Annotated in this window: 14 protein-coding genes; all 14 read left to right on the top strand. The window is 57.1% G+C overall.

Features of this window, described 5'->3' with window-relative positions:
* The first annotated feature begins 139 nt into the window (after positions 1–139).
* The 14 genes from CFA77_RS09615 to CFA77_RS09550 all read left to right on the top strand — a co-directional run bounded on the left by CFA77_RS09615 (position 140) and on the right by CFA77_RS09550 (position 14,907).
* Complete coding sequence (locus CFA77_RS09615; protein WP_206990507.1) at positions 140–1,078, top strand: peptidoglycan-binding domain-containing protein; 939 nt, start codon at positions 140–142, stop codon at positions 1,076–1,078.
* Positions 1,079–1,319: 241 nt separating this feature from the next.
* Positions 1,320–1,694 (top strand): NADH-quinone oxidoreductase subunit A, encoded by a 375-nt coding sequence (locus CFA77_RS09610; protein ID WP_034812269.1) that lies wholly within the window; start codon positions 1,320–1,322, stop codon positions 1,692–1,694.
* Positions 1,694–2,263 carry an NADH-quinone oxidoreductase subunit B family protein gene (locus CFA77_RS09605; RefSeq protein WP_034812271.1) on the top strand — a complete coding sequence of 190 codons (570 nt, stop codon included), beginning with the start codon at positions 1,694–1,696 and terminating at the stop codon, positions 2,261–2,263. The genes CFA77_RS09610 and CFA77_RS09605 overlap by 1 nt, the downstream gene beginning before the upstream one ends.
* Before the next feature lie 8 nt (positions 2,264–2,271).
* Entirely contained in the window at positions 2,272–2,898 is a 627-nt protein-coding gene (locus tag CFA77_RS09600; RefSeq protein ID WP_242517303.1) for an NADH-quinone oxidoreductase subunit C, read from the top strand.
* Complete coding sequence (locus CFA77_RS09595; RefSeq protein ID WP_206990506.1) at positions 2,898–4,103, top strand: NADH-quinone oxidoreductase subunit D; 1,206 nt, start codon at positions 2,898–2,900, stop codon at positions 4,101–4,103. Before CFA77_RS09600 ends, CFA77_RS09595 begins: the two co-directional genes overlap by 1 nt.
* Before the next feature lie 79 nt (positions 4,104–4,182).
* Positions 4,183–5,292: an NADH-quinone oxidoreductase subunit NuoE gene (gene nuoE / locus CFA77_RS09590; protein WP_206990505.1), complete on the top strand. Its 1,110-nt coding sequence runs from the start codon at positions 4,183–4,185 to the stop codon at positions 5,290–5,292.
* Positions 5,293–5,295: 3 nt separating this feature from the next.
* Positions 5,296–6,600, top strand: a complete 1,305-nt coding sequence (nuoF, locus tag CFA77_RS09585) for an NADH-quinone oxidoreductase subunit NuoF (protein WP_206990504.1) — start codon at positions 5,296–5,298, stop codon at positions 6,598–6,600.
* A 4-nt stretch (positions 6,601–6,604) separates the two neighbouring features.
* Positions 6,605–8,707 (top strand): NADH-quinone oxidoreductase subunit NuoG, encoded by a 2,103-nt coding sequence (gene nuoG, locus CFA77_RS09580; protein ID WP_206990503.1) that lies wholly within the window; start codon positions 6,605–6,607, stop codon positions 8,705–8,707.
* A 10-nt stretch (positions 8,708–8,717) separates the two neighbouring features.
* A complete protein-coding gene (gene nuoH, locus CFA77_RS09575; protein WP_206990502.1) occupies positions 8,718–9,809 on the top strand; it encodes an NADH-quinone oxidoreductase subunit NuoH in 1,092 nt (363 codons plus the stop codon).
* Positions 9,806–10,291, top strand: a complete 486-nt coding sequence (gene nuoI / locus CFA77_RS09570; RefSeq protein ID WP_034812285.1) for an NADH-quinone oxidoreductase subunit NuoI — start codon at positions 9,806–9,808, stop codon at positions 10,289–10,291. The genes nuoH and nuoI overlap by 4 nt, the downstream gene beginning before the upstream one ends.
* A gap of 62 nt (positions 10,292–10,353) precedes the next feature.
* Positions 10,354–10,947: an NADH-quinone oxidoreductase subunit J gene (locus CFA77_RS09565; RefSeq protein ID WP_034812287.1), complete on the top strand. Its 594-nt coding sequence runs from the start codon at positions 10,354–10,356 to the stop codon at positions 10,945–10,947.
* A 3-nt stretch (positions 10,948–10,950) separates the two neighbouring features.
* On the top strand, positions 10,951–11,259 hold the full coding sequence (gene nuoK / locus CFA77_RS09560) for an NADH-quinone oxidoreductase subunit NuoK (protein WP_034812289.1): 309 nt from the start codon (positions 10,951–10,953) through the stop codon (positions 11,257–11,259).
* Between the two features lie 4 nt (positions 11,260–11,263).
* On the top strand, positions 11,264–13,408 hold the full coding sequence (nuoL, locus tag CFA77_RS09555) for an NADH-quinone oxidoreductase subunit L (RefSeq protein ID WP_206990501.1): 2,145 nt from the start codon (positions 11,264–11,266) through the stop codon (positions 13,406–13,408).
* On the top strand, positions 13,408–14,907 hold the full coding sequence (locus CFA77_RS09550) for an NADH-quinone oxidoreductase subunit M (protein WP_206990500.1): 1,500 nt from the start codon (positions 13,408–13,410) through the stop codon (positions 14,905–14,907). The genes nuoL and CFA77_RS09550 overlap by 1 nt, the downstream gene beginning before the upstream one ends.
* The last annotated feature ends 2 nt before the right edge of the window (positions 14,908–14,909 follow it).

Raw genomic sequence — 14,909 nt, 5'->3', positions numbered from 1 at the left:
TTGAGCGCAGATGAAATTGCGTGGCGGGTGTGTATCCCTTGGTGCGGGGAGGGTTGCGGAATATGAGTGCATGGTTGAAATGCGTGGCGATTGGTAGACTGGAACGCGTGTATGTTTCGGTGGCGGCTGGAGCAGGTTCATGCAACTCAAACCGATGATCGCGACAACTGCTGGCCTTCTGATGATGGGACCAGCGCTGGCCGAAAACATAACTGGAACCTGCCATGCGCCTGTTTTGATTCCGGAAACGTTCGAGACCGTGACCGAGCAGGTGCTGCACGAGCCCGAACGCACCGAAATTCGTATTTATCCCGCCGAATACAAAACAGTGTCGCGGTTGGTCGAGGTCAAACAGGCCGCGACCGAGTATAGAATCGTGCCTGCAGTCTATGAGGCGGTTACAGAGCAAGTGCTGGTCCGGCCGGAACGAACAGAGACGGTTGTGATCCCGGCAGAATACGAAACCTACACCGAACAAGTGCTGGTCCGGCAGGCTTATTCGACGTTGGATTTGAAGGACGAGGTGGCTGGTCGCGAGATTGCCGGCGAGGACGAGGCCAGCAAAGCTTTTCAGAATGACGTGCTTGTGTCGGTCGAGGTCCCGGCCGAGTACAAGACAATTACACGCACGCGTATTGTGAAGCCTGAACAGTCCGAGACACGCATAGTTCCAGCAGAGTATCATACGCTCGTGAAGCAGGTCCTGGTCGAACCGGCACGTGTCGAGCCGGTTACGATACCAGCGGAGCATGAAACTCTCATGATCGAACAATTGGTCAAGCCCGCCCGTGAAGAAATCGTCTCGATCCCGGCGAGGTACCGCACGGTCGAGAAACGGATCGTGACAGGCGAGGGGAGGGCAGAATGGAAGACTGTGTTGTGCGACGAAGATATATCTCCCGAGACGATTACTGCCCTTCAGGAAGCGCTTTCACAAGTCGGTCATGCGGTCGAAATTGATGGCAAATTCGGGACCGCAACGATGAGCGCGCTGAAAGAGTACCAGCGGGAGCAGGGCTTGGGTGTGGGTCAGTTGTCGTTTGAAACGCTAGAGGCACTCGGCGTACCTGCTCACTGATCCTTTGGGTGCGAATGGATCGCAAAAAGCCGATTGAATTCATGGCTATGGCGCCGAGCCTGCTGCGCCCGTTCTGCTTTGCGCCGTGACGCACCGCCGCAGTATAGTGCACGTGAGTTGGACAATAATTCAGGCTAGACTGAGTTGCTGCGATATATTGCGTCTGTCTGTTGCGCCATAGGCGAAACCGTCCTAATCCGGCGCCAGATCAAGCCACCCCTGCGGCAGGAGACAAGGTACCATGTCAGAGATCGAACGCTTGGCACTCGACTATTTGCCCGTGATCATTTTTCTGGTCATCGGTGCCGTGATTTCCGGCCTATTCATACTAGGTTCGGTGCTTCTGGCGCCCAGCAATCCCGATCCGGAAAAGAACTCAGCATATGAGTGCGGCTTCCCCGCTTTTGACGACGCGCGGATGAAGTTCGATGTGCGATTCTATCTCGTCGCGATTCTGTTCATCATCTTTGACCTGGAAGTGGCATTTCTGTTCCCGTGGGCGGTAAGCCTTGGAACGATTGGCCTGGTCGGATTCTGGTCCATGGTTGGTTTCCTCGGTGTTTTGACCATCGGATTTGTTTATGAGTGGCGCCGCGGTGCGCTGGAGTGGGAATAATGGCTGACGATTACAAGACATATGCTCTTGGCGGCGCGCGGACGGGAGTCGAAGGCGGCTTTCAGCCCGGCAATGACGACCCGTTCTACACCGGCCTGTCAGACCAATTGGCTGATAAAGGCTATTTCACCGCCGCAGCCGACGATCTGATCACTTGGGCGCGTACCGGTTCCCTGATGTGGATGACGTTCGGCCTTGCCTGCTGCGCCGTGGAAATGATGCATGCTGGCAACCCGCGCTACGATCTTGAGCGCTTCGGTATGGCGCCGCGCGGTTCACCCCGCCAGTCGGACGTGATGATCGTTGCCGGCACCCTGACCAACAAGATGGCGCCAGCCCTGCGCAAGGTTTACGATCAGATGCCGGAGCCACGCTATGTGATTTCCATGGGTAGCTGTGCCAATGGCGGCGGCTATTACCATTACAGCTACAGCGTTGTCCGTGGCTGCGATCGAATCGTGCCGGTCGATATCTATATTCCGGGGTGCCCGCCGACTGCTGAAGCGCTGGTTTACGGCTTCTTGCAGCTACAGAAAAAGATTCGCCGCGAAGGCTCGCTGGAACGGTAGGAGCTGACATGATGACCACAGAAGCTATCGAAGCCCTGGGTGAGCTGGGCGCTCACATCGCCGCGCGCCAGCCGGATGCCGTCAAGTCTGCGGACGTGACGCTTGGCGAGCTGACTGTGTTTGCCGAGCGCGATCACATTGTGAGCCTGATGCGCTTCCTGCGCGACGACCAGCAGTGCAATTTCGAGACGTTTGTCGATGTTTGTGGGGTCGACTATCCGGAGCGGACCGAGCGGTTCGAAGTCGTTTATCATCTTCTTTCGATGCGGATGAATCATCGTGTGCGGGTACGTATCAGGACCGATGAAGACACGCCCGTTCCGAGTATTGTCGGGCTTTGGCCTGCCGCAAACTGGTTCGAACGGGAAGCCTTCGACATGTATGGCATCCAGTTCTCCGATCATCCTGACCTTCGCCGCATCCTCACCGATTACGGCTTTGAGGGGTACCCGCTGCGCAAGGACTTCCCCCTGACAGGCCATTATGAAGTGCGCTACGACGACCTTGAAAAGCGCGTCGTCTATGAGCCGGTCGAGCTGCCGCAGGAATATCGCAATTTCGATTTCCTCTCACCGTGGGAGGGTATGACCAGTCATATTCCCGGGGACGAGAAAGCCGAGGAGCCTTCTGAATAATGGCTGACACCGCGCACATCTCCGAAATGGAAGACCGAAAGTTCACACTGAATTTCGGTCCTCAACATCCGGCCGCCCACGGCGTCCTTCGTATGATTCTCGATCTCGACGGCGAGATCGTGACCCGTGTGGACAGCCATATCGGCTTGCTGCATCGCGGCACCGAGAAGCTGCTGGAGTACAAGACATTCCTGCAGGGAATGCCATATTTCGACCGGCTGGACTATTGCTCCCCCATGAACCAGGAGCACGCTTGGTGCCTGGCAGTCGAGAAGCTGCTGGGCGTCGAAGTCCCCCGGCGGGCAAGCCTGATTCGCGTGCTCTATTCAGAGCTCGGCCGGATCATGTCGCACTTGCTGAATGTAACAACGCAGATCCTCGACGTAGGCGCGTTGACGCCGATTACCTGGGGTTTTGAAGAACGTGAAAAACTGTGCGTGTTCTATGAGCGCGCCTCCGGCAGCCGCATGCATGCCGCGTATTTCCGCCCTGGCGGCGTCCATCAGGACCTGCCGCAGAACCTCATCGACGATATTGCGGAATGGTGTGAGCAGTTCCCCGGAAAGCTCGATCACATCGAGAGCCTGGTCACCGAGAACCGCATCTTCAAACAGCGCAATGTCGATATCGGCCTGGTCGATGAGAAGACCATCATGGAGTGGGGATTCTCGGGCGTAATGGTGCGTGGGTCCGGGTTTGCCTGGGACCTTCGCCGCTCGCAGCCTTATGAATGCTATTCCGAGCTCGACTTCAAAATTCCGGTTGGACGGAATGGCGACAATTATGACCGCTATGTCTGCCGCATGGAAGAGATGCGCGAGTCGGTGAAGATCATGCAGCAATGCATTGACCTGATGTCAAAGGAGGGGCCCGGGCCTGTCCTTGTGCCCGGTTCAAAGCTTGCGCCGCCGCGTCGCGCCGAAATGAAGAATTCGATGGAAGCGCTGATCCATCACTTCAAGCTGTACACTGAAGGTTTTCATGTTCCGGAAGGCGAGACCTATGTCGCTATCGAGGCGCCGAAGGGCGAGTTCGGCGTTTATCTCGTCTCAGACGGGACGAACCGCCCGTATCGCGCCAAGATTCGCGCGCCGGGCTATCCGCACCTGCAGGCGATGAACCATCTCAGCAAGGGTCACATGCTGGCGGACGTGTCCGCCATCTTGGGCTCACTCGATATCGTGTTCGGGGAAATCGACCGATGAGTACTGCGCAGACACGCTTTTTTGACGAACATCCTCTCAAGGATGAAGCCCGTCGCTGTTTTTCGAAGAGGGGCGAGTAGTGGCACTACGCCGTTTTGACATGGAGGCTGGAGGCGACACATTCGCGTTCAAGCCCGAGACCGAAGAGAAGATTGCGTTCTGGCGCGGCAAGTACCCGGCTGACAAGCAGCGGTCTGCGGTGATCCCGATGCTGTGGCTGGCGCAAAAGGACAATAGTGGCTGGCTATCCGAGCCTGCAATGCGTGAAGTCGCCGACCGTCTGGAGATGCCGTATATCCGCGTCTATGAAGTCGCGACCTTCTACACGATGTTCCGTCTGCAGCCGGTCGGAAAGTACCACATCCAACTCTGCGGCACGACGCCTTGCCAGTTGCGCGGCGCCGAAAAGCTGAAGGAGGTCTGCCAGACCGAGATCGGCAAGCAAATGTTCGTGACCGATGACGGCCGTCTATCCTGGGAAGAAGTTGAGTGTCTTGGCGCGTGCGTGAATGCGCCGATGGTTCAGGTGAATGACGATTATTTCGAAGATTTGACGCCAGATTCGCTGGGGATGATTCTCAACAAGCTGAAGAATGGCGTCGAGGCGCATCCCGGCCCACAAGTTGACCGCATCAATAGCGCGCCGGAAGGTGGCACGGCCATTCTGACCGATCCGCAATTGTTCGACGGTACACGTAACCAGTCGGTTGCGTTGCCCAATTTACCGACCGCAGAGCCAGAACCAGAGCCGACGGCTGCTGGCAAGCCAGCGGAATCCGCGCCGACGAACACACAACGTGAAGTCCCCCAAAAGGATAACACCGGCAAGACGACGCTGATCTCGAAGACAGAAACCGCCGAGAGATCTGCGACTGCTGCTGTTTCCGGAGAAAAGCCGGAATCGGTCACGATCGCTGCTGAAGGCCATGATGATCTGAAGCGCATCAAAGGTATCGGCCCTAAGAACGAAGATGCGCTCAATGAGCTCGGCATCTTCACCTTCCGGCAGATCGCGGACTGGACGCCAGCCAATGTTGATTGGGTTGAAGACTATATGAGCTTCCCGGGTCGCATTGAGCGGGAAGACTGGATCGCGCAAGCAAAAGAGTTGGCCACGGGTGGCGAGACCGAGTTCTCGAAGCGGGTCGATGCGGGGCAAGTTGCCTCCAGCAAGGATGATGAGGACTAGGCCATGCTGCAGGACAAGGATCGCATCTTCACAAACCTCTATGGTTTGCACTCACCAGACCTCGAAGCGGCGAAGAAACGCGGCGCCTGGCACCTCACCAAGGAGATGCTGGCTCAGGGGCCAGACTGGATATGCGACCAGATCAAGGCCTCCGGCCTGCGTGGTCGCGGCGGCGCTGGCTTCCCGACCGGTCTGAAATGGACGTTCATGCCGAAGGAAGTGCGTGATCGACCGCACTATCTCGTCGTCAATGCTGACGAGTCCGAGCCCGGTACCTGCAAAGACCGCGAGATCATGCGGCATGATCCCCATCTGCTCATTGAGGGCTGCATGGTGGCAAGCCGCGCGATGCGCGCCCATAAATGCTATGTCTACCTGCGTGGTGAATATATCAATGAACGGCATGCGCTCGAGAAAGCCGTCAAGGAGGCCTATGAGGCTAAGCTGATCGGCAAGGACAATGTGAATGGCTGGGATTTCGATCTCTATGTCCATCACGGGGCCGGTGCCTATATTTGCGGCGAGGAGACAGCCTTGCTGGAAAGCCTTGAAGGCAAGAAGGGACAGCCCCGGCTGAAACCACCGTTTCCGGCCAATGCTGGCCTGTATGGCTGCCCAACAACAGTAAACAATGTCGAGTCGATTGCAGTGGCTCCGACCATTCTTCGCCGCGGTGCTGAGTGGTTTGCCGGATTTGGCCGTCCAAACAATGCGGGCACGAAACTGTTCTGTATTTCCGGGCACGTGAACAAGCCATGTAATGTCGAAGAAGAAATGTCGGTCACTTTCCGTGAGCTGATTGATAATCACTGCGGCGGTATCCGGGGTGGTTGGGACAATCTCAAGGCGGTGATCCCCGGTGGATCGTCCGTGCCGATGGTGCCGGCCGAGCAGATCATGGACGCCTACATGGATTTCGACACACTGCGGGACCTTAAATCAGGCCTGGGCACGGCGGCGGTGATCGTGATGGACAAGGACACCGACCTGATCAAGGCAATTGCCCGCCTCGCATATTTCTACAAACATGAAAGCTGCGGCCAGTGCACGCCGTGCCGTGAAGGTACCGGCTGGATGTGGCGCGTCATGGAGCGAATGGTCAAAGGCGAAGCCGAGCATGATGAGATCGAGACGCTCCTGGATGTAACCAAGCAGGTTGAAGGCCACACGATTTGCGCACTCGGTGACGCAGCGGCCTGGCCGATTCAGGGCCTGATCCGCCACTTCCGCCATGAGATTGAGGATCGCATCAACCAGTACAGACTGCCGCGCGCCATGGTGCAGGGTGCAGTCGTGGCAGCGGAGTAGAGATATGTCCGACGACCTTTTCAAGTTGAATGTCGATGGCCAGGACATCGAAGTGCCGCGCCATTACACGCTGATGCAGGCGTGCGAGGAAGCGGGCGCTGAGATTCCGCGCTTCTGTTATCATGAGCGCCTGTCGGTGGCCGGAAACTGCCGCATGTGCCTGGTCGAATGGGAAGGCGCGCCGAAACCGATTGCCTCGTGCGCGCAAACCGTGGGTGACATGCGTCCGAACCGGGATGGATCGGCACCGAACATCCGCACCAAGGGCGCCTATGTGGAAAAAGCCCGCAATGGCGTCATGGAATTCCTGCTGATCAACCATCCGCTGGATTGCCCGATCTGCGACCAGGGCGGCGAGTGCGACTTGCAGGATCAGGCCATGGCCTATGGCCGCGCCGGCAGTCGCTATGACGAGAACAAGCGCGCCGTCGAAGACAAGAATATGGGCCCGCTGGTCAAGACGATCATGACCCGCTGTATCCAGTGCACGCGCTGCGTACGCTTTGCTGCCGAAGTGGCGGGGGTCGAGGAACTCGGCATGATTTCGCGTGGCGAGAATGCTGAGATCACAACCTATCTGGAAAAGAGTCTGACATCCGAACTGTCTGGTAACGTCATCGATCTGTGCCCGGTTGGTGCGCTGACGTCCAAGCCATACGCGTTCAATGCGCGCCCGTGGGAGCTGCGTAAAACATCCTCTATTGATGTGATGGACGCCATGGGCGCAGCGATCCGCGTGGACGCCAAGGGCGATGGTGTGATGCGTATCCTTCCTGAAGTGAGCGAAGGCATCAACGAGGAGTGGCTGTCGGACAAATCCCGTTTCATTTGGGATGGCCTAGCCCGCCAACGCCTCGACAAGCCTTACATTCGCGAGAACGGCAAACTGCGCCCGGCTAATTGGGGCGAGGCTTTTGCGGCCGTGAAAGAGGCGCTGTCGGCATCCCCTGAAAAAATCGGCGTTGTCGCCGGAGACCTGATCGAGGTTGAGCAGGCCAAGGCAGCGCTTGATCTTTTCCGAGGGCTCGGTGTGCAGAATACAGATTGTCGTCCCGCCGGGGCGCAATATGGCACGGATGGGGTGCGCGAACGTTATATCCTGAATGGCACACTGGCTGGCGTAGAAGATGCTGACGCCTTGCTGTTGATCGGTACGAATCCGCGCGTTGAAGCCGCTGTCTGGAATGCGCGCATCCGCAAGGCATGGCTTTGGGCTGACCTGAAAGTGGGTCGTATCGGCGAAGCAGCGGATCTGACATATGAGCATGCTTGGCTCGGTGATGGTGCATCAGCCCTCACAGATATTCGCAATTCGGACTTCGGCAAAGTGCTCTCGGATGCCGAGCGACCGATGATCGTCGTCGGTGAGGGCGCACTCTGCGGCGAAGATGGCGCGGCAGTTCTCGCAAAAGCGCTGGAACTGGCAAACGAAATTGGTGCGGTAAAGGACGGTTGGGCCGGATTTGGCGTTCTTCACAACGCGGCAGGTCGTGTTGGTGCGCTAGACATCGGGTTTGTGCCCGGCGAGGGCGGAGCTGCGACAGCAGAAATACTGTCCGGTGGTATGGATACCGTTGTGCTACTCGGAGCTGACGAACTCGATCTGTCGGGTCTTGGCGATGCGAAGGTCATATACATCGGCTCGCATGGAGATGCGGGGGCCGCACGCGCGGACATCATTCTGCCGAGTGCCGCTTACACCGAAATGTCGGCAACCTTTGTGAACACAGAAGGCCGCGTCCAGATGACCAGCCGCGCTGTGCAGCCAAAAGGCGAAGCGCGCGAAGGCTGGGCTATTTTCCGAGCCTTGTCGGAGGTCGTTGGCAAGAAACTACCTTATGACACCGCCGATGCGCTGCGCGCTGAGTTGCGCGGTCATGAGGGTGAAAGTACCACTTTTTCCGGGCTGGGATTCGCGCCCGGCGCGATGGGTGCGGAGGCCCTCAAAACACCAATCACGACCGCTCCGACAATCCTTACGACCGCGACATTCCGTCCGGTGTTTGACGATTTCTATATGACGAACCCGATCGCACGGGCGTCCAAGACGATGGCCGAATGTTCTGCGCTGGCCTCAGCGCTGGACACTCCGGTAGCAGCGGAGTAGGGCGGGCGCCATGAGCAACTACGTCGAGTCTCTCGGGCAACTTTGGGGGCCATTGCTGGTCCTCGGACAGATCGCACTGTTCACGCTCGTCCTGTTGTTATCGATCGCATTTCTCCTGCTTTTGGACCGTAAGGTCTGGGCTGGTGTGATGATGCGCAAAGGTCCGAACGTCGTCGGGCCTTTCGGTTTGATGCAGTCATTCGCCGATTTCGGAAAATTCCTGCTCAAGGAAATCGTGATTCCGGCTGGTGCGAACAAGACCGTCTTTCTCATCGCGCCAATCCTGACCTGTACGCTGGCCTTCGCAGCCTGGGCGGCGATTCCGGTTGCGCCCGGTACGGCAAGCGGCACCAGTTGGGTTATCTCGAACCTTAATGTTGGTGTGCTTTACCTGTTCGCAATCAGTTCGCTGGGCGTCTATGGCATCATCATGGGCGGCTGGGCGTCGAACTCCAAGTATCCGTTCCTCGGCGCGCTGCGCTCGGCGGCGCAGATGGTTTCCTATGAAGTTTCGATCGGTTTCGTTATTGTGACCGTCATTCTGCTCGTCGGCTCCATGAACCTGACGGATATCGTCAACGCTCAGGAAGGCGGTATCTGGACCTGGCATGCCTTCAGTTTCCAGCACTTCCCGCTGATTGTCGTCATGTTCCCGATGTTCATTATCTTCTTCGTCTCAGCGCTCGCTGAGACGAACCGGCCACCCTTCGATTTGCCGGAAGCCGAATCCGAGCTCGTCGCTGGTTACCAAGTGGAGTACGGCTCAACGCCCTACCTGCTGTTCATGCTGGGCGAGTATCTTAACATCGTCCTGATGTGCGCCCTGATGACGATTCTGTTCTTGGGCGGCTGGCATGGTCCATTCGCACTGGGCGAGGAGTTCGTCCGCGACCATCCCTTCGTGAACGCGTTCGCCGGCTTGTTCTGGTTCATGTTCAAGATCCTGTTCCTGTTCATCATGTTCGCGATGGTGAAGGCGATTGTCCCTCGTTACCGCTATGACCAACTGATGCGCCTGGGGTGGAAGATCTTCCTGCCAACCTCGCTCGTCGCGGTTCTGATTGTGTCCGGCTATGTCGTTTATCTGGGAGTTCAGTCATGAGTCTGGCTCAAACCATCCGCGGCGCGCTCCTGACCGATTTCCTCGGCGCGCTCGTCGTGGCGACAAGGGAAGTGTTCACGCGCAAGGCAACGGTGAACTATCCGTTTGAGAAAAATCCTCTTTCGCCGCGCTTTCGCGGGGAACACGCTTTGCGGCGCTATCCCAGCGGTGAAGAGCGCTGCATCGCCTGTAAATTGTGTGAGGCAATCTGCCCGGCGCAGGCCATCACGATTGAGGCTGAGCCGCGCGCAGACGGTGCCCGTCGTACCACACGCTATGATATCGACATGGTGAAATGCATCTATTGCGGCTTCTGTCAGGAGGCCTGTCCGGTCGATGCCATTGTGGAGGGGCCGAACTTCGAATTCGCCACTGAAACGCGCGAAGAGCTGTTCTATGACAAGGACCGCCTGCTCGCGAATGGAGATCGTTGGGAACGACTGATCGCCAAGAATCTGGAACTCGACGCGCCTTATCGCTAGGCCGCCGAAACTATTAACTCATGGGGCATTCTGCCCTGCAAGGAAGGGGGCCTAGTAGGGCTGTGGCAGTCATCGCTTTCTATCTGATCGCGGCCGTCGTGCTCGTATCGGCGCTGTCGGTGATCATGGCGCGCAACCCCGTTCATTCGGTGTTGTGGCTCATTCTCGCATTCTTCTCATCGGCCGGTTTGCTTGTGCTGATTGGCGCTGAGTTCCTGGCCATGCTTTTGGTCGTTGTCTATGTCGGCGCGGTTGCTGTGTTGTTCCTGTTCGTCGTTATGATGCTGGACGTCGACTTCGTCGAGCTCAAGCGCGGCACACTGAGATACTGGCCGTTCGCTGTGCTTGTCGGGATCATATTTGCCGCCGAAATCGTGCTGGCATCGGTGATCGGCACGGCAGACATGGAGACCAATTTCGATGCATCTCCGGGCGCTGAGACTAATGCCGAGGCCATAGGACAGGTAATGTATACGCAATACCTGCTGCTGTTCCAGATGGCGGGCATCATCCTGCTCGTTGCCATGGTTGGTGCCATCGTGCTGACGCTGCGCCACCGTCCAGAGACCAAGCGTCAGAACATTGCCAAACAGACCTCGCGCCGTCGCAGCGATGCCTATGAATTGAAAGACCCCACTCCGGGGCAGGGGATCTAAGACATGGACCTTGGGCTTTCCCATTTTCTCGCCGTTTCGGCGGCCCTGTTTACAATCGGGGTCGTAGGCATCTTTGTGAACCGCAAGAACATCATCGTCATCCTGATGGCGATTGAGCTGATCCTGTTGTCGGTGAACCTCAACCTCATCGCCTTTGCGGTATTCAGTGGCACGATTGCCGGGCAGGTCTTCGCAATGCTGGTGTTGACAGTTGCAGCAGCCGAGGCAGCTGTTGGTCTTGCCATTCTCGTCGTCTACTTCCGCAACCGCGGTGATATCTCGGTCGAAAATGTCGACCTGATGAAGGGGTAAGGCGATGCTTCCAGATATCCTGATCCTGTACATCGTCCTTGCGCCGGGGCTCGTGGCACTGACCGGCCTGGTGCACAAGCAGATTGGCGACAAGGTCGTCATGGGGCTGACCACTGCTGTCGTACTATCAGCAGGCGCGCTGTCGCTGATCCAACTGTTTGCCTATGTGGCAGGTCTTGGCGGTCACACGGGCACCGAGGAGCATCATGCAAGTCTTGTCGCCGCAACGACGGGCATGGAAATCAAACAGCATGTGATTACCCTCATGCCTTGGATAAGCGTCGGCGAATTCCAGGCGAATTGGGCAATCCGCGTCGATACGTTGTCCATTGTGATGATGGCGGTGATCACCGGCGTATCCGGCCTCGTGCATCTCTATTCCTGGGGATACATGAGCGAGGATCCGCACAAGGCGCGTTTCTTCAGCTATTTGTCGCTCTTCACCTTCATGATGCTCATGCTGGTCACCGCTGACAATTTCATCCAGCTGTTCTTTGGCTGGGAAGGCGTGGGTCTCGCCTCCTACCTGTTGATCGGCTTCTGGTACCAGAACAAGGCGCCGAACGACGCCTCCATCAAGGCATTCGTTACCAATCGTGTAGGCGATTTCGGCCTTGCGCTGGGTATCATGGCCGTCTTCTTTGTATTCCGTTCAGTCGAGTTCGGTCCCGTACTGGACGCCGTGCGCAACAATGCGGCCGTTGTGCCCGTTGGCTTCACGGAAGCGGCACCGGTCCGGGACCTGGTGATTCCGTTCCTGCATTGGAATCTGAACGCGCTGGAAGTTATCGGCGTGCTGCTCTTCATTGGCGCTATGGGCAAGTCGGCCCAGTTCTTCCTGCATGTCTGGTTGCCGGATGCGATGGAAGGTCCGACCCCTGTATCGGCCCTGATCCACGCCGCAACCATGGTGACCGCAGGCGTCTATCTCGTCTGCCTCTTGTCGCCGATCTATGAGTACACATTCTACGCCGCAGGCATGATCACCATCGTGGGTGCGGTGACCGCGCTCTATGCGGCCACGGTTGGTATGGCGCAAAACGATATCAAGCGCGTGATCGCCTATTCGACCTGTTCCCAGCTTGGCTACATGTTCTTCGTGGCAGGTGTCGGCGCCTATGAAGCGGCCATGTTCCACCTCTTCACGCACGCCTTCTTCAAGGCGCTTCTGTTCCTTGGCGCTGGCTCGGTTATCCATGGCATGCACCATGAGCAGGATATGCGTCGCATGGGCGGGCTCGCCAAATTCATGCCGCTCACCTATGCGGCCATGATGATCGGGACGATTGCCATTATCGGCCTCGGTATTCCGCACACCCAGATCGGTTTCGCTGGCTTCTTCTCCAAGGACGCCATCCTGGAAAGCACTTTCGCCGCTGGCCAGTCCAAGGTCATGTTCGGTCAGGTAGCTTTCTGGTTCGGCCTCATTGCAGCCTTCCTGACGAGCTTCTATTCTTGGCGCCTGATCTACATGACGTTCCACGGTCCGAAGACGTGGGAAGCGCATGATGATCATGATGACCACGCTCATGAAGATGCGCATGCGGCTGATGACGCACATAGCCACACACATGATCACACGCCGCATGAGAGCCCGCTCGTCATGCTGGTGCCGCTGGGGCTGCTCAGCCTAGGGGCGATTTTCGCGGGCGTTTATTTCTACGACGCGTTCGTGGACGGCAATAATGAGGCGTTCTGGGCTGGCGCGATCTATCGCGCCGCAGAGAACCATGTCCTTCATGATCGTCATAATGTGCCTGAATGGGTGTTGTACGCACCGCTGGTCGTCACGATTGCCGGCTTCCTGATTGCGACGTTCACCTATTACTTCAACCGGGGTGTTGGTAAGCGTGTCGCCGACAGTGGCGGTCCGTTGCACTCGCTGTTCTACAACAAATGGTATTTTGACGAGATCTATCAAGCCACGCTCATCAAGGGCTCGGCCATGCTCGGCAATCTCTTCTGGAAGGCTGACAAAAAGATCATCGACGGCATCGGGCCTGATGGTGTTGTGGCTGTGACCAAGGCTTCGGCTGGGCGCTTGTCGAAGATGCATACCGGATATCTCTACCACTACGCATTTGTGATTATCGGTGCTGCACTTGTATTCGGCGGAATACTGTGGCTGCGCGCTGGAGGAGCCAACTAATGGGCGGTTTTCCCATTCTTTCAGCGATGACGTTCCTGCCGCTGGCAGGTGCACTCATCATCATGCTCGTGCGCGCAGCGACAGCTGGCAGCCGAGATGCATCGTCCAGTGATACCGAGGGGCGCACAGCGCTTCTGGCTGGCCTGATCATATCTGGCGCCACGTTCATTGCATCGCTCGCAGCATTTGGTGCGTTTGATGCGTCCCAGTCGGGCTACCAGCTGGTGGAGCAATACAGCTGGTATCGTAACATCAGCTACAAGATGGGCATTGATGGCCTGTCCATTTCGCTCATTTTGCTGACCACTTTCCTGATCCCTATCTGCCTCCTCGCCAGCTGGAACTCGATCCACAAGCGTGTGACAGAGTATGTGGTCGCCTTTCTCGTTCTTGAAACCTTTATCATCGGTGTCTTCACCGCGATGGATCTCGTCCTGTTCTATATCTTCTTCGAGGCTGGACTGATCCCAATGTTCCTGATCATCGGAATCTGGGGCGGCAAGGACAAGATCTATGCGGCGTTCAAATTCTTCCTTTATACGCTGATAGGTTCACTGCTGATGCTCGTGGCCGTCGTGTACATGTACCAGGTTGCTGGTAGTTCTGACTTCGAGATTCTGGAGAAGTATTCCTTCGATCCGAACGTTCAGACCTGGCTGTGGCTGGCCTTCATGGCGTCATTCGCCGTGAAGTTGCCGATGTGGCCGGTCCATACATGGTTGCCGGATGCGCACGTGCAGGCACCGACTGCGGGATCCGTTTTGCTGGCAGGCATCCTTCTGAAGATGGGCGGCTATGGCTTCCTGCGCTTTTCACTGCCCATGTTCCCGGACGCGAGCCAATTGTTTCAGCCGATGATGTTCGCACTAGCGGTGATCGCGATCGTATACACATCGCTGGTCGCGTGGCGTCAGACGGACATGAAGAAACTGATCGCATATTCGTCAGTTGCGCATATGGGCTTTGTTACGCTCGGCGTATTCGCCTTCAACGAAGCCGGCGTACAGGGCGCCATCTTTCAGATGTTGAGCCACGGCCTGATCTCCGCCGCGCTCTTTCTGATCGTTGGCGTCGTTTATGACCGGATGCACACTCGTGAAATTTCCGCCTATGGCGGATTGGTTCACCGGATGCCGGTTTATGCCACGTTCTTCATGCTGTTCACCATGGCCAATGTCGGTCTTCCGGGCACGTCTGGCTTCATCGGCGAGATCCTGACCATGGTCGGTGGCTTCCAGGCTTCAACCTGGGCAGCGTTTGGCGCCGCGCTTGGTGTGATCTTTTCGGCCGTTTATATGCTCACCCTGTATCGCCGGACAGTGTTTGGAAAAATCACCAATCCTGATCTGAACACGATTAAGGATATGAACAGGATTGAATGGATCTGCATTGCTCCACTCGCAATCCTCACAATCCTGTTTGGTGTTGCACCCAATTTGATTTTCAACATTACCGAAGGTTCTGCCTTGCGCATTCTGAACCTGATGGCGGGAGGCTGATC

Source organism: Hyphomonas sp. KY3 (genome assembly GCF_017309975.1).
Classification (GTDB): domain Bacteria; phylum Pseudomonadota; class Alphaproteobacteria; order Caulobacterales; family Hyphomonadaceae; genus Hyphomonas.
This window is presented reverse-complemented; position numbering and strand designations above follow the sequence as displayed.